The sequence below is a fragment of the Paenibacillus methanolicus genome (assembly GCF_008124765.1).
Taxonomy (GTDB): domain Bacteria; phylum Bacillota; class Bacilli; order Paenibacillales; family Paenibacillaceae; genus Paenibacillus_Z; species Paenibacillus_Z methanolicus.
Genome location: NZ_VNHS01000006.1, coordinates 180,592 through 205,821 on the forward strand (window position 1 = coordinate 180,592; position 25,230 = coordinate 205,821).

Consider the following 25,230-nt stretch of genomic DNA (forward strand, 5'->3'; position numbering starts at 1 on the left):
CCTCTTGTGCCTCTTTTAAAAGAATTGCTCTATGAAACCCGGTGTTTGCAACCGGGGGCCTTATTAACTAAAAGTTCGCAGGATTTTCCACATTATTCCTATCATTTTACACGGATATGAGCAATTTTAACAACCTCCCATCATTACGTCAATAACAAAAAATAACAGTTGTAACAAAAAAAGCCCCACTTCGCGAGGAAGTGCGGGCTTTGCCATTTCTTTGTCACAATTAGGACTTAATGGCGTTCACGTAGACCGGTTTGTCTACCGGTTCGCTATAGGAATTGTTCTCGTTGTCGATAACCGAGGCGCTGCCGTTGACGGTGATTTTCACTTTGGCATATCCGGTATTCTCCGCCAGGGCAAGCACGACCGCTTTCAGCATTTGAGCCGGCATCGCCTGGCCTTCCTGATAGGCCTCGTCCTTCAAATCGATCGTGACGAAATCTTTCTCCTTCTTCACGTCCGTGACTTGAATATCCGGCGTTGCGACCGGCGTCAGACTCTTCAGATCCGAAGGACCCGCGATGAGTTCCTGAATCGCAGCCTTCGCTTTATTGTCAGTCCGGTTAATGAGGCGCGTCACCGGCACGTAGTAGCTTTCATCGTTCGGCGTCATGGCCGAGAAATAGAGCGTGACCGGCGTCGACTGGCTGTAATCTACGCCTTCGGCCGTCTCGAGGTTAATGCCGACCGCGCGGGTCAGCGCCTCGTCGAGCGGCAGACCGTCCACCGGCATTTCGCCCAGCTTCGCGCCGTCCATCGACAGCTCGACCTTCTCGATGCCCGGCAGGCTGGTCAGCGTCCACGTGACCGCCTCCACGATGCGTCTCTCATCCGCCGCGGCGTAATTGCCGAATGCCTTAGAGAAGTCGACGATCGCTTTCTTCTGGTCTGCGATGATCTCCAGCTTGTTTACGCTCGTCCCGGCCGGCAGCACCGCTTCGAAGCCTCCCGGCAGCTCGCTCTCGTTCGGACCGCCCTGCACCATCAGCTCGAGCGCCCGCTGTCCTGCCGATTCTTCCGCGCCGAGCGTCGCCAGCACGGTGACCGGAGCCAGCAGCCGGTTCTGGTCGCGCAGGTAGACCGTCATCTGCGTCTGCCCTTCCGCAACCGCCTCGCCGCCCGCGTCCGCCGACTGGCCTGCCGTCGTTTCGTTCTGCGCCGTCGGCGCTGCCCCGCCGGTCGCGTTGGTCGCGCCCGTACTGCTCGTCTGCTCGGCATTCTGCGGCGGGTCGATCTGCTGGCTGGCTTGCTCGGAGAACAGCCCGCAGCCGGTAGTCAGGATCGGCAGCGCCAGCACGCCGGCGAGCGCCGCCTTGCGAAGTACGCGATAGTGAGTCATGTCGATAGTTCCTCCCTTTTTTGATGTTGCGGATTAAATTGGCCATATTTGGTACAAGTCTCCTTTTGTAGTACTATGTATACGAGCCCGTCCGAGCAATTAGACCAGTTTTGTCCCACTAATTCGAGCCAAGAGGTGCAATCGATGTCCAAGTCCAAACTGTACAGCTTAAATAGCGAAAGCGTCGCGGCGGCGACGAAAGACTGGCTGGCCAAACGCGGCGTAACGCGCGAGCAGATCGCCGAGCTGGTGTTGTTCCTCCAGAAGGATTACTTCCCCGATCTGACGATCGAAGAATGCGGCCATAACGTCGATGCGGTGCTCTCCAAACGCGAGGTTCAAAACGCCGTCCTGACCGGCATTCAACTCGACCTGCTTGCCGAGGAGGGGAAACTGCTCCCGCCGCTGCAGGAGATGATCGAGAACGACGAAGGCCTGTACGGGTGCGATGAAATTCTCGCGCTGTCGATCGTCAACGTATACGGCAGCATTGGCTTCACGAATTTCGGCTATGTCGACAAACTGAAACCAGGCATCCTTAAGAAGCTCAACGACAAAGAGGACGCGCAGTGCCACACCTTCCTCGACGACATCGTAGGCGCAATCGCCGCTTCCGCGAGCAGCCGCATCGCTCACCGCAAACAAGCCGAGCGCGAAGGCCGCACGACGCCGCCGCTGGACTAAACGCTGTTTAAGTAGAAGAGGGCAGAGCGAAAGTCGATTGCGATCGACTTTCTTCTCTGCCCTCTTTGTTATAAAACCAAGTATTGCTTATCCTTCCAGGCCGTCCAGCAAACTGACCGCTGCCTGTTTGCCTTGGCGGATGCAATCCGGCAACCCTACGCCGTCGAAGGCCGCCCCCGTCACCCATACGCCCGGCAGCGCCTTCGCCATCTCTGCGCGCAGCTGCGCCGTCCGCTCCAGATGGCCGACCGGATACTGCGGCATGGAATGATGCAGCCGCGTAATCTCCGTGAACAGCGGTTCGGCCGTAATGCCCATGATGGAACGTACATCCGCCCGAACCGCTTCCTTCAGCTGCGCATCCGGCAAATCAACGACCGCCTCGTCGCCCGCGCGTCCGACGTAGCAGCGAAGCAGCACTTTGTCATCGGGACTCGAATGCAGCCACTTGGACGACGTCCACGTGCAGGCCGTAATCGTCGTTCCTTCGGAGCGGGGAATGACGAAGCCCGATCCGTCAAACTGATAACCGCCTAACGATGCTTTATCGAACGCCATGACGACGTTGGCGACCGACACATAGTTGACCGCTCGAATCGCATCGACTTTCACGTACGGCTCCAGCAGCGACGCGGCGTGGAATGCCGGCGTGGTGATCACGACGCCATCCGCCTCGATCGTCACCCCGCCGTCCAACATGACGCGGTAAGCGCCTTGCTCTTGTCCCTTGGCGCCATCCTCGACCTTCTCGATTCCCTCGACCTTCGTGCCCAACCTGAATTCGACTTCGTAGCCCGTAAGCGCGCGCTCCAGCTCTCCGACCATCGTCGCTAGGCCTCCTTTGAACGTCAGGAAAGGCGTGCGCGCGGAGGATGGGAGCTCCGATGCATTAGCCGCGATCGCCGGCGTCTTGCCTCTGTTCGCCCGCATGCCGCGGATGAGACTGCCATGCTTGCGCTCTGCCGCGCCGAACTGCGGGAACGTCGCCTGCAAGCTCAGCTTGCTCAAGTCGCCGGCATAAATGCCCGCGAGCAGCGGCTCCGCAACTCTCTCCATCACTTCAGGCCCCAGCCGGCGCGACAGAAAGCTGCCTAGCGACTCGTCGCCTTCGGCCGCGCGCGCGGGCATGACGAAATCGAGCATCGCTCTCATCTTCGCTCCGAAGGAAAGCAAACCCGTTTTGGCGAACGGAGCAATCTCCGTCGGGATGCCCAGCACGAGTCCCTGCGGCATCGGATGGAGCTTGCGCCGGTGCAGAATGTAGGTTTTCTTCGCCGCCGGGTTCGTACCGGTCAACTGCTGCTCGATGCCCAAATCCATCGCCAAATCGATAATCGGCTTTTTACGTGCCAGGAAGGAGTCCGGTCCCCGCTCGATGACGAATCCGTCGCGTCGCAAGGTGTTGATCTTGCCGCCTACGCGATCCATCGCTTCCACGATCGTCACGCGGACGTCGCGGCCCCGGCGTTTCGCTTCCCTCAGCAAATAAAAAGCGGAGCTCAGTCCGCTGATCCCGCCGCCGATGACGACAATCCGATCAGGTTCTCCGTTTCTCCGCATACAACTTCATCTCCTATAAGAGGTTGTTTAATAAGTCGCCCATTGATCACGAAGCAGATCAAGACGTAGCTCGGCATCGAATCTGGCGTTCAGCCTTGAAGTCCGGTGCTCATTTAGGTTGGCCTAAACTCCGCTCCTCCTTCTTCGCCTTCGCGCCACCTTCTCGGTGCTGAATGGTCGACATATTAAACTTTAACTATATGAGGTTGTTCAAAAAGTCGCCTTCTCGGTGCAGAATGGTCGACTTATTAAACCCGCACTATGACTCTCTCTATATGTCGCCTCATGATGACGGCGAGCGATTCGTTATTCCGCTTGCGGCGTCTCGCGCTGCGCGATGATCGTCTCCGCCAGCGTCTCCATGTAGAAGCGGTCCGTGTTCAGCATCGCGATGCGCTCGAAATGAACGCCGATCTCCTCCGCCAACGCCTTCGCCTCGATATCCAGATCGTACAGCACTTCCAGATGATCGGATACGAATCCGATCGGCGCGGAGAGCACCTGCTTGTAGCCCTTCTCCGACAGCTCTTTCATCGTGTCGAGAATATCGGGGCCCAGCCACGGCTCGTGCGTGCGTCCGGCGCTCTGCCACGTAAACTCCCAATCCTGCACGCCAGCCTTCTTGGCTACCGCGTCGGACGTCTCCAGCAGCTGCTGCTCGTACGGATCGCCCAACTCGCGAATGCGAACCGGCAAGCTGTGCGCGCTGAACAACACCTTAAGCGGACGGCTGCGGTCGAAAGCGGCCAGCTTCGTCACGACGCGGTCGACGAGCGCGTCGACAAGCTTCGGATGCAGGTGATAGCTGTCCACGCACGTCATCTCGACGCCAAGCTCGGTTGCTTTCTCCTTGGCGCGCTTGTTGTAGCCGCCGACGCTCATGACGGAATAATGCGGCGCCAGCACGATGCCGACCGCTTGCTTGAAGCCGTCCTTCGCGATCGCTTCCACGCCGTCCTCGATGTAGGGGCGCGCATGCTTCAAGCCTTGATAACAGACGTAACGGCCAGGCGCAAGCTCATCCAGCGTCTGCTGAAGCGCTTCGACCTGACGGTCCGTGTTCTCCCGCAGCGGGAACACGCCGCCTGTTACCGCTTCGTAGCGGCCTTTCAGCTCGGCGAGCAGCTCCGGCGTCGGAGGATGACCGCGGCGGATATGGGTGTAATACGCCTCGACGTCGTCCATATTCTCCGGCGTTCCGTACGACATGACGAGGACGGCGATTCGTTCATTAGACATGGGATGATGCCTCCTTCTGTCGGCTCGCGGCGATCGCCTCGGCCGAATAACGGTGGATGAATGCGGTCAGCTCGCGGAGCTTGTCCAGCGAAGCTTCCGGGAACAAGCCGTGTCCCAGGTTGAACACATAGCCAGGCTCCTGGATGCCTTCATCGATAATCGCTCGGGCATAGGACTCAACGACGTCCATCGGCGCGGTCAGCACGTAAGGATCCAGGTTGCCCTGCACGGCGTACTTGCCGCCAAGGCGACGTCTGCCTTCCGCGATCGGCACGCGCCAGTCCAGTCCGATCACGTCGGCCTTCAAGCGGCCGAGCGTCGGAAGCAGCTCGCCTGATGCGACGCCCGGGAAATAAATCTTCGGCTGCGGCAGATCGGACAGCTCGTCGAAAATACGCTCGATCGTCGGCAGCACGAATTTCTGAAAATCCGCAGGAGACAGCGCGCCGACCCAGCTGTCGAACAGCTGGAACGCCTTGCCGCCCGCGGCCATATGCGCGCGCAGATAAGCGATAACCATGTCGCCGAGCTTGTCCATAAGCTGGAACCATACTTTCGGATCCCCGTACATAAGCGACTTCGTCCGGATATACGACTTGGACGGTCGGCCTTCAATCAGATACGACGCGATCGTGAACGGCGCGCCGGCGAACGTAATGAGCGGCACGTCCAGCTCGCGGTCCAGAATGCGGATCGTCTCCAGCACGTGGCCAAGATCGCCTTCGACGTCGATCGGCTTCAGCCGCTCCACGTCGGCCGCCGAGCGGATCGGATTGTCGATCACGGGGCCGATGTTCGGCACGATGTCGAAGTCGATGCCGATCGAAGCGACCGGGTTCATAATATCGGAATACAAAATCGCCGCGTCGACCCCGAGCTTGCGGATCGGCATCATCGTCACTTCCGCGGCCAACTCGGGCTGGCGGCAAATTTCGAGCAGCGAATATTTCTCTTTTATTTTTCGGTAGTCGGGGTCATACCGCCCCGCTTGTCGCATGTACCAGACGGGCAAGCGATCGACGGATTCCTTCCGGCACGCCCGGATGAAACGGTCGTTGTAGCTCATTGTCGTTCCCCATTTCTCTCGTATTCCCTTCGTTTCCATTATGCCCTTTTTATTTGGACGTAACAACCGCCGCCGCCTTGCTTTCGTTGACAATCGTATGACAAATAGATGTTCGCCTTCGCCACCTTTTCGACCGCTTCGGAAGCTATTTACAAATTATCCAAGTTTACATGACGTTCATTTAACAATGCGTGACGCTCCATTAACAATGGGCTTGTACGCTTGTTCACGAGGCTACTAATACGCTAAGGAGTGAATTTCTTGAGCAACAACATGGACCGTAAAACGTTTCTATCCTACCTGGGCACGGGCGCAGCCGCGCTAGCCGTCGCATCCGCGGGTCTGGGCACGCTGGAAGGCAAAGCATCCGCCGCGACCGGCAACGCCAACCACCTGTTCGGCTTCAAGACGAACAAAGTCAGCGGTTATTTCGATCCGATCACCCCTTCCAAAGAGGACAAGCTGATCGTCCCGAAAAACTTCAAGTATGACGTGGTGGCGGCGTACGGCGACGTCATCAACCCGGCTGGCGAGAAATTCGGTTCCGGTGCCGACTACAACGCCTTCTTCCCGATTAAAGATTCCAGCACGCGCGGCTTGCTTGTCACGAACCATGAGTATACGACCATTTTCCAATTGGGTCCGGTTGGCGACGCCATGACCGCCGAGCAATTACATAGCAACCTCTATAATCAAGGCATGTCCGTAACGGAAGTGTACCGCGACGAAGACGGCACGTGGAAGCTGGACCCGACTTCGGCTTACGCCCGCCGCATTAACGGCTACACGACGTTCCAATTGACGGGACCGGCGAAAGGCATCCCTGCGCTGAAGAACGCGACGACCGCCCAAGGCACGTTCGCCAATTGCTCCGGCGGCGTAACGCTGTGGAATACGGTGCTCTCCTGCGAGGAGAACTTCGCCGAGACGGCCGCGGCCTCCAAGCTCACGGACACGCACTACGGCTGGGTCGTCGAAGTCGATCCGTTCGACAAAACCTACCTCAAGAAACACACGGCGCTCGGCCGCTTCAACCATGAAAACACGGCAATGGGCCTGGCCGCAGACGGCCGCGTCGTCGTCTACATGGGCGATGACAAGAAAGACGCCTGCGTCTACAAATTCATCAGCAAAGGCAAATATAACGCTTCCGCCGGCCGCTTCAATTCCGCGCTGCTCGAAGAAGGCACGCTGTACGTCGCCAACTTGAAGTCGGGCAAATGGGCGCCGGTGACGTTGGACGAAGTGAAGAAGTCCAAGACGTACGCGGAGAAATCCGACGTGCAGAAGAAATTCGCATCGCTCGGCGACGTCGTGACCTACTGCCAGGAAGCCGCGCTACTCGTAGGCGGCACGCCGACGGACCGTCCGGAAGATATCGAAATCTCGCCGTTCGACAACACCGTGTTCATCGCGCATACGAACAACGATAACCACGGCAACATCCACGGGCATATTACCCGGATTTTCGAAGCGAATAACGATCTGGGCGCGCTGGAATTCGATTTCGAAATCTTCGCCGCGGGCGGCCGCCAATCCGGCTTCAGCTCCCCGGACAACCTGGCCTTCGATTCGAACGGCAACCTGTGGGTCGTCACGGACATCTCGAGCAGCAGCCAGAACAAAGGCGTGCACAAATCGTTCATGAACAACGGCTTGTTCGTCATCCCGACGAGCGGCAGCGCCAAAGGCAAAGCGCTTCAGTTCGCGTCCGCGCCGACCGACAGCGAGCTGACCGGCCCGTTCTTCACGCCGGACGAGAGCACGCTCTTCCTCTCCGTGCAGCATCCGGGCGAGAATACGTCCGATCTGAGCAAGCCGACCAGCCTGTGGCCGCACCGCCAAGGCGACAAAATCGCGCGCTGCGGCGTCGTGGCGATCAGCGGCTTCAAGCTGTAAGACAAATTCACCAGAACGCGGATGCGCCGGCTTTCGTCCGATCGGACTAGCGGCGCGTCCGACCATTAAAGGAGATGGACAGACATGCCCTTCGGCAGCATTGGCATTCCGGGACTTATTTTGATTCTCATCATCGCGCTTATTATTTTCGGGCCGGCGAAATTGCCGGAACTCGGCCGCGCGTTCGGCCGCACGCTGAGCGAGTTCAAGAGCTCGACCCGCGGTCTCGTCGGCGGAGACGAAGACGAAGAAGCGAAGAAGGACAAAGCCGCGCAGACGGCGGTCACCAAGTCGTAAGATGGCGAATCCGAACGACTTGAACCTGGTCGGCCACCTGGGCGAGCTGCGCACCCGAATCATTCGGACGCTGTCGGCGTTCCTCGTCTCCATGGCGGCCGCCTTTATTTATGTCCGGGACATCTACGACTGGCTCGTCCGCGGCATTGATCATAAGCTGGTCGTCCTCGGGCCGTCGGACGTGCTCTGGGTGTACTTGGTCATCTCGGCGGTCGTCGCCATTACCGTTACGCTGCCGATCGCCGCTTATCAAACGTGGCGGTTCGTCCAACCCGCGCTGCCGCCGATCGCGAACCGGACGGTATACGCGTTCATTCCCGCGATCAGCGCGCTATTCGCGGCCGGCATCAGCTTCGGGTATTTCATCCTGTTCCCGATGGTGCTCTCGTTCATGGAGGAGATGGCCGGAGATGAGTTTCTGGCGATGTACACGGCGCAGAAATATTTCTCCTTCATGATCCATATGACCGTACCGTTCGGCCTGCTGTTCGAGATGCCCGCCATCGTCATGTTCCTGACGAAGATCGGGATCTTGAATCCGAACCGTCTAGCCAAGGCGCGCAAGGTTGCGTACTTCGCGCTTGCGATCGTCGCGATCTCGATCACGCCGCCGGACATCGTGTCGGACATTCTCGTCATCGTGCCGCTCTTCTTGTTGTACGAGATAAGCATCGCGATCTCGAAATTCGTCTACCGCAACCAGCTGCGCGCGCAGACGGAATGGCAAGCCGAGGCTTCGTCGTAGCAGCGAAGAGCGCGACCTCGGACTCCCTCGCATTAGACGTACGATCAAACCGCCATTAGCGCCGAAAAAGGCGAACATGGCGGTTTTTTGCTATCCGGATTCAGCATTGCGCCCCTCCACCGCCAAGCGCCTCCCCCCTCTTCGCTGTATTCGCTCGCCGTTGTGCTATACTGTTCCTGCTGTGTTCACAAGGCTTTCGTCGGGAAGGAGGCACCGCATTTGGAACAGTGGAAGAAAAACTTGGCCGTGCTGTGGGTCGGGCAATTTCTCGTCATGGCCGGCATGACGATGATCATCCCGTTCCTGTCCCTGTACTTGCAGTCGGATCTCGGGCTAACCGACGCGCACGAGACGGCGACGTGGGCCGGCATCATTTTCGCCGGCAACTTCGTCACGTCGTTCTTGTTCCAGCCGCTGTGGGGCAAGCTGTCCGATCGATACGGGCGCAAAATGATGCTGCTGCGCTCCGGCTTCGGCATGGCGATCGTCATGGTGCTGATGGGGTTCGCGCAAAATCCGTGGCATCTGCTGCTGCTGCGAATGGTGAACGGCACGATATCCGGCTTCAACCCCGCCTCGGTGTCGCTCGTATCGGCCACCACGCCGAAAGAGAAAATGGGCTTCGCGATGGGAACGCTGCAGTCGGGCGGCATCGCGGGAACCATTCTAGGCCCGTTCATCGGCGGACTCATGGCCGACGCGATCGGTTTCCGGCCGATCTTCTACGTCACGGGACTGCTCTTGTTCCTCGCCTCGATGCTGGCGATGTTCGTCGTCAAGGAGTCGTTCGACCGGACCAAGGCGGCGGCCAAGCCGAACATCTCGGTCATGGCGGGCTTTCGCAAGCTGGGCCGCATTCCGCAGCTCGCCTCGCTGTTCGCCGTCACGTTCCTCATTCAGTTCGCCATGATCGGCCCGATGCCGCTCATGCCGCTCTACGTGCAGGAGCTGCAGGGCACCGCCGTCAATCTCGCGTTCTGGTCGGGGCTCGTGGGCTCGGCGACCGGCTTGTCCAACATGGTCGCCTCGCCGCTGCTCGGCCGGCTGAGCGATCGGATCGGGCAGGAACGGGTGCTGGGCGTATCGCTCGTCGGCGCGGCGTTATTGTTCGTGCCGCAGGCGTTCGCGTCCACGGTCTGGCAGCTGCTCGCGCTCCGATTCGTGCAAGGGATGTTTCTGGGCGGGCTCATTCCCTCGGTCAACGCGCTCATCCGTAAGCATACGCCGGACGGCATGGAATCTCGTTCGTTCAGCTTGAACTCGAGCACGCTGTCGCTTGGCAATATGATCGGTCCCGTCGCGGGCGGGTTAATCTCCGGATGGATCGGCATCGAGGGCGTCTTCATCGTATCGGCCGTCTTATTCGCCGTGAACGCGGCGTGGGTGAGATGGAGCTTGATTCGCCGAACCGGGTCGGCCCCCGGCGGCGGGTAAAATTTCGCTCCCCCTTCCCCCTCCGCCGAGGGGAACCAGAAGGTTAGCACCCTCTGGACTCTGCTAATAAGCGTGACTCGTTTCGCGGCCGTCCTTGATGTGTCCTTTCGGCGGAAGCCCGCGTTGTCCTATCGTACAAAGCTTTTGTTCGAGCTTCGTTCCAGACGGTTTGCCTTGTGGTTTAAACCTGTCACTTCGAGCACTTGGTGGGAAATCCTGCTGACCTTCGCTTTCGTCCGCTCCCACGGACACGCTTTACGTTTTTATCCTCGACATGAGCGGTTGTATAATTTACCAAGTAAAAAGCCTTCGGCTTTCTGCAACATGCAGAGCCGAAGGCTTTTCCCGTATCTAGCGCGTCGCGCCGATCTACTTCACCATCGCAACGGTCAACCCGTCATAGCCAGGTAATATCGTCCCCGTCAACCGTTCATCGTTCAGCATCCGTTCGTTGAACGCCCGCATCGCCGCCACGGACGGCCCGTTCTTCTCCGGATTCCATACCCGCCCGCGCAGCAGCGTATTGTCCCCTACGATGACCGCGCCGGGATTCGCCAGCGCAAGCGCCCAGTCCAAATAAACAGGGTAGCCTTCCTTGTCGGCGTCGATGAAGAAGAAATCGAAGCGTCTTCCCTCTCCCGCCAACTTGGCCAAATTGTCCTTCGCGTCGCCGATCCGATATTCGACGCGTTCGCCGAATCCGGCCGCTTCCATATTAGTTCTCGCCGCGTCCGCAAAATGCGGCAACAGTTCGAGCGACATCAGTCTGCCGCCTTCGCCGAGTCCCCGAGCCAAGCATATGCCGCTATAACCGCCAAGCGCGCCGATTTCCAGCGCCTGCTTCGCGCCGGACATGCGCACAAGCATCGTCAGCAATCGTCCATAGCCGGGCGCTACGGAAATCTCCGGCATCCCGAGCGCCTTGATCGACTCGATCACCCGCTCGAGGTCGGCATCGCCGCCGAGCAAATCATGTACGTAATTTCCTGCTTCCATTGCGGTCTATCGCTCCCATAAGGCCGGAATTGTAATTCGGGCCGAGTTTGTCCTATACTTGATTGTATGATTTTGACCGGCTGGATACAACCGGCATGAATACGGAGTGATAGTAACGATGAGTAAATTGCAATTGATCGCCACCGCGCCGATGGGGCTGGAGGCAATCGTCGCGCGCGAATTGAAAGACCTCGGCTACGAAGATCAGAAGGTCGAGAACGGCCGGGTCGTCTTCGAGGGTGGACCGGAAGACATCGCGCGCGCCAATCTGTGGTTGCGGACGAGCGACCGCGTGCTGATCAAGATGGCCGAGTACCCGGCTACGACGTTCGAGGAGTTGTTCGAAGGCGCGAAAGCGATCGACTGGCCAGCCTTCATTCCCGGCGACGGCGAATTCCCGGTGGAAGGCCGCTCGCACAAGTCCCAACTCACCAGCGTGCCGGCCTGCCAGAAGATCGTCAAGAAAGCGGTCGTCGAGAAGATGAAAATGACCTACGGCACCGAATGGTTCCCGGAAGACGGCGCGCGCTTCGTCATCGAAGTTATTCTGCTGAACGATATCGCCACGATTACGCTCGATACGACGGGCCCCGGACTGCATAAGCGCGGCTACCGCAAGCTGGTCACCGAGGCGCCGATCAAAGAAACGATGGCTGCCGCGATGGTGATGCTCAGCCGATGGAAGCCGGATCGTCCGCTCGTGGATCCATTCTGCGGCTCCGGCACGATCCCGGTGGAAGCAGCGATGATCGCCTGGAACATCGCGCCGGGTCTGCGCCGCACGTTCAACAGCGAGAGCTGGCCGCTCGTCGGGGAGGAAATCTGGGAACGGGCGCGCGAAGAAGCCTACGACGCTGTCCAAGACGATATTCCGCTTATGATCAGCGGTTCCGATATCGATCCGGGCGCGATCGAGATCGCCGAAGCCGCCGTGAAGAAGGCCGGCTTCGCCCGCGATATCAAACTCAGCGTCCTGCCGGTGGCGAAGCTGAAGCCGCAAGGCGATTACGGCGTCATCGTGACGAACCCGCCGTACGGCGAGCGTCTCGGGGACGACGCGGAAGCGGAGAAAGCGATTCGCCAGCTCGGCTTAATCAGGCAGTATTTGCCGACGTGGTCGTTCTTCGCGCTTAGTCCGACGAAGACGTTCGAGCAAAATTTCGGCCAGAACGCGGACAAAAAGCGCAAGCTGTTCAACGGCCGCATCGAATGCGCGCTCTATCAATATTTCGGTCCGCTGCCGCCGCGGCAGAAGGACTAGCTCCGTTCGGAGGTAACAAGTCAAGCCGGCGCGGGCGCGCCAACCATGATGGATTCGCCATGCCCTTGCCGTGCGGCAAGGGCGCGAGGCGCTTCATCGGAGCGTTCGCAACCGCATGGCGCACGAACACGAACGCGCCATTCGAGCGTTCGCAACCGCATGGCGCACGAGCACGAACGCGTCATTCGAGCGTTCGCAACCGCATGGCGCACGAATACGAACGCGTCATTCGAGCGTTCGCAACCGCATGGCGCACGAGCACGAACGCGTCATTCGAGCGTTCGCAACCGCATGGCGCACGAGCACGAACGCGTCATTCGAGCGTTCGCAACCGTGCGCGTCGGTTAAGCAATTTCGAGCTCTTCGGCTCTGCGTAGGAAAGGAACGAAATCGATTCATGCGCAATACTTTGCAAACTAAAATGAAACGGAGCGTGCGGGCCTCGCTGGAAGGGTTGGAAAGAATCAAAGCCATTGATATCGTAATTTTCTTCGTCGTCATGATGATGAAGCTTGTCCTGTTCGACCGCTTCGTCCACGTGCCGAACATGGCCATGAGCTGGGACGACGTACTGGTCGGCCTCGGCACGCTTGCGCTTGTTTCGTTCTGGACGATGTGGCTCGCCCCCCGCGCGCGGACGGTCGCGCTGCTCGCCCTGAATCTTATTCTCACCTTCGTCATCTATGCCGACCTCGTCTATTTCCGATACTTCCAAGATCTCATCTCCATCCCGGTTCTGCTGCAGGCCGGCCAAGTCGGGGAGCTCGGGGACAGTATTTGGACGTTGATCGGTCCCGCGGATTTGTGGTTCATCGTCGAATGGCCGTTCATTATCGCCTTCGGCGTCTATGCGTTCGCGCAGCGGCGCAGGAGGGGAACCGCGGCCAAGGCGGCGGTCAGCGCCGCCGAGCGGATCAAGCGCCGTTGGTTCAACGTCGTCTTCCGGGTATCCAGCAGCCTCATCATCTTCGCGGCCGGCATGACGCTCGTCTTCGTGCCGATCAATATCGCCAAGCAAACGTGGGCGATCGGGCTGTTCGTCGGCAACTGGTGGAATCTATCGTTGTATAACGTGACGGGCGTTCTCGGTTTTCACGGGTATGACGCCTATCGTTACGCGCGCGACAACATTTTGCACGAGAACACCTTGACGGCAACGGAAATCGCCGAAGCGAAGCAGTTCTTCGACGAACGGGGCGAGACGCGCCGACAGTTGGAGAGCGATCCGCTGTTCGGCGCCTACAAAGGCAGCAACGTCATCCTCATCCAGCTGGAGGCGTTCCAGAACTTCATGATCGGCCGAACGATCGGCGGTCAGGAAGTGACGCCGAACATGAACAAACTGATCGAAGAAAGCCTTTATTTCAATCGCTTCTATCACCAGACGTCCCAAGGCCGCACGTCGGATGCCGACCTGGCCGCTAATGCGTCGCTGCAGCCGATGATCACCGGTTCCGTCTTCATCCGCTACGCCCAGCACGAGATCGATTCGCTCGCCTCGATTCTGAAGAAGAAAGGCTACTCGCCGAATGTGTTCCACGCGTATGACGGCGGATTCTGGAACCGCAATACGATGTACGGCAACATGGGATATGACCACTTCTATAACCGCAAGGACTTCACGATCGACGAGCCGCTCGGCTGGTCGCTTGGGGACAACTCGTTCTTCCGGCAATCGGTGGACATTATGAAAGAGACGAAGCAGCCGTTCTATTCGTTCCTCATTTCGCTCTCCAGCCACCACCCGTTCCCGCTGCCGAAGGATTACCAGACGCTGGACGTCGGCGAGTTCGAAGAGACGATTTTCGGCGATTACCTCGAGGCCGCGCATTACGTGGACACGTCGCTGGGGAATATGATCGAGCAGCTGAAGAAGGAAGGGCTGTGGGACAAATCGATCTTCCTGTTCTACGGCGACCATGACAACTCGATCCGGGATTGGACGCAATTCGAGCAATTCCTCGGCCAACCGCTGAACGAGGTCGATCGGTACAACGCGCTGAAGCAAGTGCCGTTCGTCGTCCATGTACCGGATGGCAAGCTGAAAGGCCTCCATGAGGAAGTCGGCGGCCAGCTGGACATCACGCCGACAATTCTGCATCTGCTCGGCATCCCGAGCGCGGAGTCCTATCATCTGGGCACGCCGCTCGTCACCGAACAGCCGCTTGCCGGCAAACGCGTCGTCATGCGCGAAGGCGCCTATACGGACGGCAGCGTCTGGTTCTTTCCCGCTACCGACGGGTTGCCCGAGCATAACCGCTGTCTCGATGCGGTCACCGGCGAGACGCTCGACAACAGCGCCTGCCCGGCGAGCTCGGAAGCGCGCAAAGAGCTCGTCATGTCCGACCGAGTCGTCGTGTACGACCTTATCCGCGAGTTTCGCAAACAACCGGAAGTCCAATAACAAACGAAGAAACCTCCCCGCGAGCCGCACAGGCTAGTCGGGGAGGTTTCTTCGTTATTTCACGTAAGGGCGCGCCTTCTCGATCGCTTCGTCCTCGGTCGGCGCGGTAATGTACCGGCCGTTGATAAAGATGAACGCCCGTTTCGCGCACGGACCGCAATAGGACTTGCAGCCGACGAGAATTTCGGCGCTCGGATCGAGCTTCTGAAGCTTGGGCAGCATTTTCTTCACGGAAATATGCTTGCATTTGTCGCAAATTCGTATATCGTTCGGCATGATCCGTTCTCCCCGCTCTAATCGACGGCCAACTGCTTAGTGGTCGCCGTGATTGCCTTTAGTCGGGTTCGTAACGGCAAAGCCTTCTTCCGGCGAATAGAAATAATCGACGCGAACGCCGTCCAAAAATTCGTTGTCCTTCTCGAGCAGCACTTGGATGCCGCTGTCCGTGTCGACCAGCACGTCTTTATCCGATTGGTCGTCGATGCCAAGCCCGTAGTGGGCATGGTCGCCGTGGGAATGCGTTACATAGATGCGAAGGAATTTACCTTCGTGTTCGGGCTTGTCCAATTCGGCCTGCAGCACTTTAGCCGCGTTGCGCGAAATTTTGCACTTCATGAACTCTTCATCTCCTTCATCGTACCATCTCTCCTATTGTAAAGAAACCGGACGCGCAGTTCAACCTTCAGCGCAAAATCCGGCTGTATTTCCGTTCCATCCAACGGGTATAGAGTTCGGCGGCGATCATGGTCACCGCAATATCGTCGACGGGAAGAAATGGCAGCGCATCGGGCGCCACCCAGTAGATCAGCACCGGAACGACATACAGCAGCTTGTCCAGCAGCTTCACCTCTTTGGCGGCAAGCAGCCGGTAAATGCGGACAAACACATGCCGCCAATGACGGAGCGAAAGCAATTTACGCATGGCATGCGGCCTCCTTTCGCCGTCATTATAACATAGGGTGGCAATCGCCGCATGCCAGCTTGTCGGCCAGCTCTGGCAGTTCCCTTCTCCGGCGGCTACTGCCCGGCCAGATAACGGATCGCGCGCATGAGCATCGGCTTCAATTCGTCGTACACGTCCTCGAAACAATCCAAGGCAAGCGGGTTGACGCCGCTGCCCAACTCTACCGTAAATCCGGGCTTACGATACTCGTAAATGAACCAGTCTTTGTAGCCGGCGTCGCTGCCCGTCAGCTTGACGGACTTATACCCGCTGGCTAGACCGAACGCTCTGGCCAGACCTTCGCTCTCCGGCGGCTCGTAGCCTCTATAATTCCAGTAGATCTCCTGCCCTTGGGTGTGCAGCGCGATCGCCATGTCGAATCGCTCGGCTGCCGTCAAGTCGACGAGCGCTCTTGCCTCCGGTTCGCTGAGCGGCGCCGGTCCCGGATAGTCCCGTCTGCCCGGCCCGTCGGCCGCTCGGCGCTTCACTTCTTCTTCCCAGAAAGCCGGGAACTGGTCGTTCAGATCAACGCCGCGCGCGTTCGCCTTCCAGCGGCGGAAGCGGCGAGACCCATGGTTCCATTGCAGCAGCTCATGATAAAGCGGATGATCCGGCTGCAACCCTTCCTGCGCCAGCTTGACGCCGTCGGGATTCACGAGAGGCACGACCCATAGCGTTACCTCGCCGAGCGCTTGCCGCACGTCCAGGTCCGCCATCCGGCCGCCGCGGGCGCCGGCCGCGGCCAGCTCTTCGACGAATCGCATGAGCAACGGCGTCGTAATCCATTCATTGGCGTGCATCGCGGCGTTAATATGCAGCTTCCGGCCGCCATCGCCTAGCCGTAGCGCATAGAGCGGGAGCCCAAGGACGCTTGCGCCGATCGTCTGCACGTGCAGGAACGGATAGCTCTTCTCCAAGGCGGCCAAATCCTGCTCCAGCTCGGCCGGCCCATACTCCCCGCGGGCGTCGACGATCGACGAACACCCTTCCGATTCGGGCAGCGTCACCAGCTGGCCCGGGACCAGCTGCTTCGGGTCCAGGCGGGGGTTCGCCGCCAGCAGCGCATGGACGGAGAGCGAGAACCGCTCGGCCACGCCGAGCACCGTATCGCACGGCTGCACGCAATAGCAGGATGCGTTCTGTTCCGGAATAAACACGAGCAGCCCCGGCGCGATCGGAGCCGCGGGGGACAATCTCGGATTGGCCGCCAGCAGCGCGGCGGCATGAATATGGAATCTCCTTGCGATGCGAAGCAGCGTGTCGCCCGGCTGCACGACGTAAGGGAGCATGCGCAAAACCTCCTCTGACCAAGCTGTTCGGCTGAACACGTCTCATGTCACATGCTATGCAAGGTAGACGGCGCACATGCCAGCGCGATCGCATGCAGCCCTTGCCCGTACCGGTCGGTTTAAACGAAGGTTGCGAACAAGGCAAAAGAGCCTCGCGCATCCGCGGGCGCTGCTCGCGGCGTTCGAGACTTCCTTCTCCCTCTGCATGTTGCTCCCGAAGATCACGTCATCCCGATTCGTGGCACTTGCCAGACGACCGGACTGAGCGCGATCTGTTCGCCGAGCCATTGGATCGCGATCTGTTGAAACAGCCGCGAGTCGCCGCTGCAGCAAAATTGATGAATCGGCTGTTGTGCGCTGCGGGCCAATTTGTTCTGATCGTGCAAAATCGTGCTAATCTCGCGCGCCGTCTCATCCGCGGAGCTGATGAGCGCCACCTGCTGACCGGCCACTTCCGAGATCGTCTCCGCCAGAAACGGGTAGTGCGTGCAGCCCAGAATCAACGTATCGAACGGATAGGGCCGCAGCGCGGCCAACCCTTGTTCCACCGTCGATTGCGTCTCGGGAGAACGGAAGTTGCCCTGCTCGACGAGCGGGACGAACGCCGGACAAGCCAGGCTGACGACCCGGACATGAGGCGAAAGCTGCTTGAGCGCCAGCTCATAGGCGCCGCTGCGGATCGTCCCTTCCGTGCCGATGACGCCGATCATGCCATTCTGCGTTCTTCCCAAAGCCGCGCGCGCGCCCGGGTGGATCACTCCCACGACGGGCACGTTCACGCGCGAGCGTATATCTTCCAGCGCAACGGCGGTGGCCGTATTACACGCGATTACGATCATTTTGGGCTGATATTGGATCAAGTAATCGACGATCTCGCGCGTAAACCGCATCACCTCTTCGGCCGGGCGAGGCCCGTACGGCGCCCTTGCCGTGTCGCCGAAATAGATCACCTTCTCCATCGGCAGCTGGCGCAACACTTCTTTGACCACGGTAAGCCCGCCGACACCGGAGTCCAATATTGCGATCGGTTGTTGCACAAACACACCGCTTTCTTCAACGTTTTGTCTGTATAAGCTCATTATCAGCTTCAATAGAATATGAACGGAACGCGGAAAACGTACCTTGCGATGGCACCGATTGCGCGGACAAGGCTTCTATAACGAGAAAAAACCGGGTTCCGCTAGGGAACCCGGCGTGCGCGCCGCTTCGTTCGATCGGAGAGCAATCAGCGCGAGACCGTCGATTATTGCGCGGCCGGCAGGACAACCAGCTTCCAAGCCGTGCCGATCGGCGGCAGGCTCTTCGTCATCATCGGGCCGTAGAATCCGATGATGCGGGCGCCTTTAACCAATTGATCGGCAGTTGCCTTCTCGCCGGTCAACGTGACGAGTTGCGTGTTCTCGCTTAGCATCAATTTGATCTCGGACTGCGATACGTCGCTGAGCGCTTCGCCTTTAATCCGAACGGCAACCGTGCCGTCTTCGGCCTTCGTTACCTCTTCGATCGCGCCTGCCGTGCCGAGCGTCTCGATCGCCGCAGCCGGTTTCTTGACAATCAGCTCATACAGCGCCGTTTGAGGCGGCAAGCTCATCGTTTGCGCCAGCGAATGCACCGCTTCTACCTCATAGCCGAGTTGTACGTCCGTCCACTGCAGCACGGTTCCGTCTTCGGCTTTCACGACCGTCTCCTTGCCCACGTTGAGCACAAGCCCTTCCGTTCCCGTGCCGTTGATGCGCACGCTGCCTTCGCCGTCTTTCACGTTGACGCCGGTGACGAATCCGTCCGTCGTCATCGTTTTCTTCTCGGCGAGCGTCACTTCCACGGTGCCGCCGACGCGCGCCACGTCTGCTTGGAGCACCTGCGCCGCGAACGAATCCGGTACGAAAATCTTGCCGTTCTTCTGCTCTGGCGCGGCTCCGAGCTTGATGAGCATGCGCGCGAATGAATATTGGTCCGCGCCAAGCTTCACGCTCGTCCACTGCGCGCCTTTCATCAGTTCGACCGATTGCGTCTTGCCGTTCCACGTCACGTTATAGCCGAGCGCTGCCGCCAAGTCGCGCAGCGGAATCATGACATCCTTGCCATTCTTATTCATATAGCCGGCGCCGCTGACGGCCGATCCGTTCACGGTCAGCGAATATACGCCGTTAACCGGCGCGTTAATTGGCGCGTTGATCGGCACCGCCGTCTGGTATTCTTGCGCGGATGCCAGGCCGCTTGCGCCCGTTACCATCATTGCCGTCGTCAGTACCGCTAGTCCGAGTTTCTTCGTAGTTTTCATCAATATTCCTCCTGGTGTGTTTGCTGGTGTCGTTGGTTCTTCCTTCTAGACGGAGCCGTATCTCAGAATGTTGCACGATGCAGCTATTTTTTTCGCGTGATGCTCTACGAATATCGCGGGAAGGATGAACTCCTATATAATAGAGGTAGTTTTCTTATTCGGATCATCACGCGCAAGGAGCTTGCTCACGACCATGGACCACTATCACTTCTCAATCGGCGTCAATCCGCTGCAGCCGCGCGGCGATCTGTTCGTTCTGTTCAGCGGCCACGGCCAGCCGGTTCCCGGTCATTCGATCGGGCCGGCCGTGCATCATTACTATCTCGTGCATACCGTCACGTCCGGGCGCGGCGTCTTCCGCATGGACGGCCGGGTCTTTGAACTGGAAACCGGCGATACGTTCGTCATTTTCCCGGATACGTTGTTCTCGTACGCGGCCGACCGCGCCGAACCTTGGACCTATCGCTGGGTCGCGTTCAAGGGAGAGGGCGGCGCGGACGCCATGGCGGCGCTCGGCATCACCATCGATCATCCCGTGCTCAAGCTGCCTTCCTTGACTCGGGCGCTCCGGCTCTACAAGGCCATGCAGCGGACGTTCGAGCGGACGCTTTCGGCCGATCTGGCCGACCTGGAAGCATCCGGCTTGCTGCGCTTATTGTTCAAATTGTTCGGCGATTCCAACCGGAACCGGCTGCGTACGCCGGATCAAGGACTCGGCACGGATATCGAGCGCCAAATCAAACGCGCGATTCGCTGGCTCTCGCTGCAGTACGCGGAATCCGTCTCGATCGACGATTTATCCCGGACGCTCGGCTACCATCGCACCCATCTGTCCAAAATGTTCAAGCAGACGACCGGCCTGTCGCCCAAGCAGTTTCTGCAGCAGGTCCGCATGGAGCGCGCTCGCGAATTGTTGGACGGCCCGCACGAGCTGCAGATCGATCAGATCGCCGCATCCGTCGGATACAGCGACCCGCTCTATTTCTCCAGACTGTTCCACAAATTCGCGGGCTGCTCGCCTACTGCCTATCGGCTTGGCCAACGCGGGAATACGGAAGGGGACGGCAATGTTAGCCCACCGCCAATCCAGGAGCCGAACAAGGACGCTTGACCTCCCGCACAAGGCCAAACAGACCATGTCATCGTCGACATGGCCTGCCCGGTCTAGCGTTCGTCTATACACCAGCGTCATTAACCGATCGTCGTCAGCTCTTTCTCTTCTTCCTTGGCGACCGCTACTTCTTCATTGATTTCCAGCCGTTCGGGAAGATCCTCGCCGCGTTTCCAGTTACGCACGGAATCGATGACATTGCTCGTCGTCTCTTTCGCTTTATCCGCGATGGCCGATGCGCCGCTGCCAACCTGCTTCGCGAGACGCGTCGTCGATTCGCCGACTTGGCCGGCGATGCGAGCCGTTTGCTCGCCGACTTGCTGCGCGCCGTCCGCGATATCCTGGCGCAGTTCCTTGCCGGACTTCGGCGCGAATAACAGCGCGGTTAACGAGCCCACGACGCCGCCTGCGAGCAAGCCGTACAGAAATCCTTTGTTTGCTTTGTTCTTTGCCATTTTGCCTCTCTCCTTCATCGTCATAAAGTGGCCGCTTCCGGTTTGGGTTCTTTGGTATCGTGCCCAAATTCACCCGGGTAGCATGCAGAAGACCGCTCTTCGCTGCGTTTGGATTGCACGAACTGCCATGCCGCGTATCCGACTTCCGCCCAATCCAACGCTTCCTTGATTTGATGCTTATACTTGCCGCCGCCGCGTTCGACTTGCGAAGCGGCATGGTCGGTAAATACGCCCGTCATTTTGCGCACGGCCGCGGCTGCCTGATCCGCCGAATCGCCGATGATGCGGGCCGCTTCGAACAATCGCGCCGCGCTGTCGATTTGCCGATGGACCGCACGGATCGCCTCCGCCGCCGGATCGGCGACGCCGCCGGCCTTCACCGTAATTTCCGCCGCGCTGCGCTCGATCGCTTTGGCGGATTCCACCAGCCTTCCAAGCTTGCGATCGGCTGATCTTAGCCACAGCAGAACGCCGGCAACCAGCACGACGAAGGCGATGGCGATGCATGCCTGAAACCAAATATGGATCATCGTCCGTTCCTCCTTATGCCCGGATATCGGGCGAATGCCCAATTCTTAATGACAGTATAAGCAGCGTGGGCTCGTCTTGACACAAACACAAAAAAACCGAATCGCGGCTGCCCGCAATTCGGCTTCTAATCGGAGTCCCGCGCGGAAGTTCGCGCGATCCGGTATGTGCATTTCATCCCGCCCTTGGCCAAGCATTCGGTCCGCTCCACTTCCGCGGCCAGCAGCTCGCGGAAGAGCGCCAGCTCGCATTGACAGGCCTGTTCGTAGCGCGCCGCCACTTGAGCGATCGGACAGTTGTATTCATGAAGGACGAGCTCGTCTCCGCCGCTCTCCATACTGACCATATAACCGCCATCGTTCTGAATGTCGGCCAGCTCCCGCACCCGAGCCTCGAGACCCTTGCCGCCCATACGTCCGGCATGACGTTCCAACAGCTTGCGCTTGCGTCCTTCGAACATGCGGGCGATCATGCCTTCCGCATCCGGGTCGCCTTCCAATTCTTCCAACAAATCGAGCGCAAGCGAGCTATAGGTCTTCGGAAACACGTGCTCGGCTTCCTCCGTCAAGCTATACCGCAGCGTCGGACGTCCCACCGATTGCCGGACCAGCGTCGGGCGAATAAGACCGTCCCGCTCCAGCGCGCTCAAGTGTCTGCGTACGCCCATCTCCGTGATGTTCAGCTCTCGGGCGAAATCTCCCGCGTTCATATGCGCTCTCGTCTTCAGCAGCACCAGAATGGTCTGCCGCGTTCCGCCCTCTTGACGAAACGGCGTCTTCAATGGCAGCGCATCGCCGAATGGTTCCATGTCTCATCACCGCCTTTACGCCTAGAAATCGTCTGTCGATAGCGACATTGTATCCTATTTTGCCTTTTCCGTAAATGTCGGCCGGCTCTCGTCCCGCAAAATAAAACGGCTGCCCGCAAACCGGACAACCGCTTGTTAAGCTGTTACGATCCCAATTCCTGAAGCACATACGCTTCGACGCTGCGTTTGAACTGTTCCAGAACGTCCGGCAGCGCGATCGTAAGCGGATGCAGTTCCCCGGCCGGCCAGGCGAAATAATCCTGTACGAGCGGCTTGCGAAGCTTGACCAGCTCCATGACCGCCTCCTTGACCTCGCCGGGAAATACGCCTTCCTCTGCAATAATATCGATAATATCTTCGTAGCTGCTCGCATCGCGCATAATGAAGCCGTCAATTATATAGCTGCCTACGTCCGTTACGATTTCGATTGCCAAATGAAGCGCCCGCTCCTGAGCCAAGCCTTGAAGCAGCTCCCCTCTCCACTGCTGGGACAGCGCGCGCATCGCACCCGCCACATCCGGTATGACGGCCAGACGAACCGATATTTGTTCCCGATTCACGTAATACATGGCGATTAGCTCTCGTAGTCGACGCTGGCGGACGCTTCGCGCACCTGCGTCATATGTTCGATGACTTTCTGATGTAACGGGTGAATCTGGTACGCGCCGAGCGCCTCCATGGATTCGAATTTCGTGAAGAGGGCAATATCGTAAGAACGTTCCGAATGCACGACATCGACGCCGACCTCAATATGCTTCAGCTCGTCGATCTTGCCTTCCATATCCTTTAATACCTGCACGGTCTGCGCGATGGCTTCCGGGCTGCGGTCCTTCAGCTTAAACAATACAATGTGCGTGATCATGCGATTATCGCTCCTTATCCGAATGTTATCGTAGCTGGTTGTCCTGCCTTAAGCTTCTGCGTGCTTGGCTGCCGGTATGATCGCGGCTTCCCGAATGAGTTGAAGATGCGCGTCGCATAATAAACCAAGCTGACGTAATAATCGGCAATCTTCTCGCAAAGGGGATGACAGGGTGCGTTACCGGATTACCATCATTGCCACGCTGATCGGCGTCGCCTTGTGCCTGTTCAATTACACCGGTTATGATCCGCATAACATGGTGTTCTTTATGTTAAGCATACCGGGCTGGTTCGCGGACATGTTCAAAGATATTCATGAAATCAACGTCTTTACGATGTACGCCTTGACGATCGTCAGCTGGGCGATCCTAGGATTCGTCTGCGACTGGATGATCGCGCGCGGCAGGCGCCGCAAGCGCTCCTATTAGAGATATTTTAAAAAAAGGAGCCGATCAGGGCTCCTTTTCTTTGTTGTGCGACTATAAACTATTCGACGACGAGATAGGATTTCATGTCGGCATGGCCCGTACCGCACATAATCGAGCAGTGCATTTCGAACTTGCCGGCTTGATCCACCGTGATTTCCTGTTCCATCTTGTCGCCTTGAAGATCGACTTCCAGGTCAGGAATCGCTACGCCGTGAATACCGCTCTTGTTCACAAGCTTCAGGATGACTTTGTCGCCCTTCTTGACTTTGTATTCCGGCTGGTCGAACGTGAAATCTGCATTGGCTTCGATCTTAACCATTACGGTACCCGGCGGCAAGGAAGCCGCTTCGTCTACCGGCTTCTCCGGCAATTGGGTCGCCATCAGGTAAATACCTAGTGCGGATGCAGCTGCGAAAATGACGAACATAATCCACTTATACATTACTGCTTGCTCCCCTTTAGCTGAAATGTCTACTCTTTATATTACATAAGATCGTCCGATTTTCTCAACATTAAACTCCGGAATCTGCCAAAACTTTTTTTAGATTTTGACAAAACTTTGAACGTTATGTGACGTCGCGTAGCATTTCAAGAGACGTTCGGATTCGGCGCGGACATAGCCCCACCCGAGAGTAAACGAGTGCTCATACCCCCGGCTTATGTATCGCGCGGTCATGCCGCCGGTCCCTTGCAGCTCCTCCACGATGCGGATGCCGTGCTCGCGAAAATCTTTGCGCAGCGCGGCCAGCTCCAGCAGCGTGCGGTCCTGAAGACCGCGCAGCATCGACTCGTACAGGCGCGGCAGCTTCGCGGGCGCGGCGCCGACGACTCGGATATCGTGATTCAATATGCGTACCGTGACGCCCAGCAGCACGTAACGTTTCACTAGTTCCAGCTCTCTTCCGATCTGTACGGCTGGTCCCTTGCCGGTCTCTCGCGTCATGAACACCCCTCCAATAAGAACGTTTGTTCTTATTATATCGAATGTACGTTCGCATTACAACCGAATTCGGGTGGCGCAAACCGACCAAATCATGCAAATAAACAAGGGCCCGATCTTCAAGAACGAAGACGGCCCTTGCACGATTATTTCTTATTCTTCAGCACTTCGATCAGCTCGCGCAGCTTCGGCGGGAGCGGGATGCCGAGCACGCCGAAGTTCTCGATGATCGAGATCAACTCGTTGGCCAAATAGAAATAGATGGCCGCATTCATCGTCACGTACCCCGTGCCGAGCAGAACGTCGATCCGGTGCGCCAACAGAATGACCAGAAACATAAGCCCTTTACGGGTCAGCCCCCAGGAGCCGATCTGACTGTTCAGTCCCGTTTTGCGCTTGACCGCCGCCGCAATGCCGGAGATGATATCGATCCCCATCGCGACGAGCAGCACGGTTAGCGATTCTTGCCAAATACCGAAGACGAACGCTTCCACGGCGCCGAGTCCAGCCACAATCGTACAGAACACCCATTGCACCACGAACCCCTCCCCTGCATGAACTTGCTATATCCTATGCAGAAGAGGGTCTTCAGGTTGTCCACGGCTGTACCGACAATGCGGAAAACATCCAAATTCGGGCGATCGAACACGAGGAAC

General features: G+C 58.4%; 28 protein-coding genes. 9 read left to right on the plus strand and 19 right to left on the minus strand.

All coding sequences use genetic code 11. The features are described 5' to 3' along the window. Window positions 1-229 precede the first annotated feature (229 nt). Window positions 230-1,345 (minus strand): GerMN domain-containing protein, encoded by a 1,116-nt coding sequence (locus BCM02_RS17065; protein ID WP_148930326.1) that lies wholly within the window; start codon window positions 1,343-1,345, stop codon window positions 230-232. Window positions 1,346-1,489: 144 nt separating this feature from the next. Between BCM02_RS17065 and BCM02_RS17070 the strand changes: the two genes are divergently transcribed. Continuing rightward, on the plus strand, window positions 1,490-2,029 hold the full coding sequence (locus tag BCM02_RS17070; RefSeq protein ID WP_148930327.1) for a phosphatidylglycerophosphatase A family protein: 540 nt from the start codon (window positions 1,490-1,492) through the stop codon (window positions 2,027-2,029). An 87-nt stretch (window positions 2,030-2,116) separates the two neighbouring features. On the opposite strand, the gene hemG is transcribed toward BCM02_RS17070, so the two are convergent. From hemG to hemE, 3 genes are all read right to left on the minus strand, one after another. Beyond that, window positions 2,117-3,589, minus strand: coding sequence for a protoporphyrinogen oxidase (hemG, locus tag BCM02_RS17075; protein WP_148930328.1), 1,473 nt, complete (start codon window positions 3,587-3,589; stop codon window positions 2,117-2,119). 306 nt (window positions 3,590-3,895) lie between these two features. Then, window positions 3,896-4,828 carry a ferrochelatase gene (gene hemH / locus BCM02_RS17080; protein ID WP_148930329.1) on the minus strand — a complete coding sequence of 311 codons (933 nt, stop codon included), beginning with the start codon at window positions 4,826-4,828 and terminating at the stop codon, window positions 3,896-3,898. Next, window positions 4,821-5,894: a uroporphyrinogen decarboxylase gene (gene hemE / locus BCM02_RS17085; protein WP_148930330.1), complete on the minus strand. Its 1,074-nt coding sequence runs from the start codon at window positions 5,892-5,894 to the stop codon at window positions 4,821-4,823. Before hemE ends, hemH begins: the two co-directional genes overlap by 8 nt. 273 nt (window positions 5,895-6,167) lie before the next feature. On the opposite strand from hemE, the gene BCM02_RS17090 reads away from it, so the two are divergent. The 4 genes from BCM02_RS17090 (at window position 6,168) to BCM02_RS17105 (ending at window position 10,269) form a co-directional block, all read left to right on the plus strand. Then, window positions 6,168-7,793, plus strand: coding sequence for a PhoX family protein (locus BCM02_RS17090; protein WP_148930573.1), 1,626 nt, complete (start codon window positions 6,168-6,170; stop codon window positions 7,791-7,793). 84 nt (window positions 7,794-7,877) lie between these two features. Then, complete coding sequence (tatA, locus tag BCM02_RS17095; protein WP_148930331.1) at window positions 7,878-8,090, plus strand: twin-arginine translocase TatA/TatE family subunit; 213 nt, start codon at window positions 7,878-7,880, stop codon at window positions 8,088-8,090. Between the two features lies 1 nt (window position 8,091). After that, window positions 8,092-8,835 carry a twin-arginine translocase subunit TatC gene (gene tatC / locus BCM02_RS17100; protein ID WP_148930332.1) on the plus strand — a complete coding sequence of 248 codons (744 nt, stop codon included), beginning with the start codon at window positions 8,092-8,094 and terminating at the stop codon, window positions 8,833-8,835. 219 nt (window positions 8,836-9,054) lie between these two features. Continuing rightward, the gene (locus BCM02_RS17105) at window positions 9,055-10,269 is read left to right on the plus strand and encodes an MFS transporter (RefSeq protein ID WP_148930333.1); all 1,215 of its coding nucleotides are present in this window, start codon (window positions 9,055-9,057) and stop codon (window positions 10,267-10,269) included. Between the two features lie 369 nt (window positions 10,270-10,638). On the opposite strand, the gene BCM02_RS17110 is transcribed toward BCM02_RS17105, so the two are convergent. After that, window positions 10,639-11,265, minus strand: coding sequence for an O-methyltransferase (locus BCM02_RS17110; protein WP_148930334.1), 627 nt, complete (start codon window positions 11,263-11,265; stop codon window positions 10,639-10,641). Between the two features lie 118 nt (window positions 11,266-11,383). Here BCM02_RS17110 and BCM02_RS17115 point away from each other — a divergent pair, with 118 nt between their 5' ends. Continuing rightward, window positions 11,384-12,526 (plus strand): THUMP domain-containing class I SAM-dependent RNA methyltransferase, encoded by a 1,143-nt coding sequence (locus BCM02_RS17115; RefSeq protein ID WP_148930335.1) that lies wholly within the window; start codon window positions 11,384-11,386, stop codon window positions 12,524-12,526. 397 nt (window positions 12,527-12,923) lie between these two features. Further along, window positions 12,924-14,930, plus strand: a complete 2,007-nt coding sequence (locus BCM02_RS17120) for an LTA synthase family protein (protein ID WP_148930336.1) — start codon at window positions 12,924-12,926, stop codon at window positions 14,928-14,930. A 54-nt stretch (window positions 14,931-14,984) separates the two neighbouring features. Here BCM02_RS17120 and BCM02_RS17125 read toward each other — a convergent pair whose 3' ends face one another. From BCM02_RS17125 to BCM02_RS17150, 6 genes are all read right to left on the minus strand, one after another. Further along, window positions 14,985-15,206: a YuzB family protein gene (locus tag BCM02_RS17125; protein ID WP_148930337.1), complete on the minus strand. Its 222-nt coding sequence runs from the start codon at window positions 15,204-15,206 to the stop codon at window positions 14,985-14,987. Window positions 15,207-15,242: 36 nt separating this feature from the next. After that, window positions 15,243-15,545: an iron-sulfur cluster assembly accessory protein gene (locus tag BCM02_RS17130; RefSeq protein WP_148930338.1), complete on the minus strand. Its 303-nt coding sequence runs from the start codon at window positions 15,543-15,545 to the stop codon at window positions 15,243-15,245. Between the two features lie 67 nt (window positions 15,546-15,612). Next, window positions 15,613-15,852, minus strand: coding sequence for a hypothetical protein (locus BCM02_RS17135; RefSeq protein WP_148930339.1), 240 nt, complete (start codon window positions 15,850-15,852; stop codon window positions 15,613-15,615). A 95-nt stretch (window positions 15,853-15,947) separates the two neighbouring features. Beyond that, a complete protein-coding gene (locus BCM02_RS17140) occupies window positions 15,948-17,162 on the minus strand; it encodes a M14 family metallopeptidase (RefSeq protein WP_148930340.1) in 1,215 nt (404 codons plus the stop codon). A 221-nt stretch (window positions 17,163-17,383) separates the two neighbouring features. After that, window positions 17,384-18,199 (minus strand): glutamate racemase, encoded by an 816-nt coding sequence (racE, locus tag BCM02_RS17145; RefSeq protein ID WP_148930341.1) that lies wholly within the window; start codon window positions 18,197-18,199, stop codon window positions 17,384-17,386. Between the two features lie 206 nt (window positions 18,200-18,405). After that, a complete protein-coding gene (locus BCM02_RS17150; protein ID WP_148930342.1) occupies window positions 18,406-19,443 on the minus strand; it encodes a copper amine oxidase N-terminal domain-containing protein in 1,038 nt (345 codons plus the stop codon). A 193-nt stretch (window positions 19,444-19,636) separates the two neighbouring features. Here BCM02_RS17150 and BCM02_RS17155 point away from each other — a divergent pair, with 193 nt between their 5' ends. Continuing rightward, window positions 19,637-20,554 (plus strand): AraC family transcriptional regulator, encoded by a 918-nt coding sequence (locus BCM02_RS17155; RefSeq protein WP_246183419.1) that lies wholly within the window; start codon window positions 19,637-19,639, stop codon window positions 20,552-20,554. A gap of 80 nt (window positions 20,555-20,634) precedes the next feature. Here BCM02_RS17155 and BCM02_RS17160 read toward each other — a convergent pair whose 3' ends face one another. The 5 genes from BCM02_RS17160 to BCM02_RS17180 form a co-directional block, all read right to left on the minus strand. Beyond that, window positions 20,635-21,009 carry a YtxH domain-containing protein gene (locus tag BCM02_RS17160; protein WP_148930344.1) on the minus strand — a complete coding sequence of 125 codons (375 nt, stop codon included), beginning with the start codon at window positions 21,007-21,009 and terminating at the stop codon, window positions 20,635-20,637. Between the two features lie 20 nt (window positions 21,010-21,029). Next, window positions 21,030-21,539: a DUF948 domain-containing protein gene (locus BCM02_RS17165; RefSeq protein WP_148930345.1), complete on the minus strand. Its 510-nt coding sequence runs from the start codon at window positions 21,537-21,539 to the stop codon at window positions 21,030-21,032. A gap of 125 nt (window positions 21,540-21,664) precedes the next feature. Further along, window positions 21,665-22,345, minus strand: a complete 681-nt coding sequence (locus BCM02_RS17170) for a helix-turn-helix transcriptional regulator (RefSeq protein ID WP_148930346.1) — start codon at window positions 22,343-22,345, stop codon at window positions 21,665-21,667. Window positions 22,346-22,488: 143 nt separating this feature from the next. Next, window positions 22,489-22,914: a DUF86 domain-containing protein gene (locus BCM02_RS17175; RefSeq protein ID WP_148930347.1), complete on the minus strand. Its 426-nt coding sequence runs from the start codon at window positions 22,912-22,914 to the stop codon at window positions 22,489-22,491. Window positions 22,915-22,919: 5 nt separating this feature from the next. Further along, a complete protein-coding gene (locus BCM02_RS17180; RefSeq protein WP_148930348.1) occupies window positions 22,920-23,207 on the minus strand; it encodes a Dabb family protein in 288 nt (95 codons plus the stop codon). Window positions 23,208-23,379: 172 nt separating this feature from the next. On the opposite strand from BCM02_RS17180, the gene BCM02_RS17185 reads away from it, so the two are divergent. Then, window positions 23,380-23,634 carry a hypothetical protein gene (locus BCM02_RS17185; RefSeq protein WP_148930349.1) on the plus strand — a complete coding sequence of 85 codons (255 nt, stop codon included), beginning with the start codon at window positions 23,380-23,382 and terminating at the stop codon, window positions 23,632-23,634. A gap of 58 nt (window positions 23,635-23,692) precedes the next feature. Here BCM02_RS17185 and BCM02_RS17190 read toward each other — a convergent pair whose 3' ends face one another. The 3 genes from BCM02_RS17190 to BCM02_RS17200 all read right to left on the minus strand — a co-directional run bounded on the left by BCM02_RS17190 (window position 23,693) and on the right by BCM02_RS17200 (window position 25,113). Next, window positions 23,693-24,076 (minus strand): cupredoxin domain-containing protein, encoded by a 384-nt coding sequence (locus tag BCM02_RS17190; protein ID WP_148930350.1) that lies wholly within the window; start codon window positions 24,074-24,076, stop codon window positions 23,693-23,695. Window positions 24,077-24,175: 99 nt separating this feature from the next. Beyond that, window positions 24,176-24,577, minus strand: coding sequence for a YhjD family protein (locus tag BCM02_RS17195; RefSeq protein WP_148930351.1), 402 nt, complete (start codon window positions 24,575-24,577; stop codon window positions 24,176-24,178). 143 nt (window positions 24,578-24,720) lie between these two features. Then, on the minus strand, window positions 24,721-25,113 hold the full coding sequence (locus BCM02_RS17200) for a phage holin family protein (RefSeq protein ID WP_425466184.1): 393 nt from the start codon (window positions 25,111-25,113) through the stop codon (window positions 24,721-24,723). Window positions 25,114-25,230: the final 117 nt, after the last annotated feature.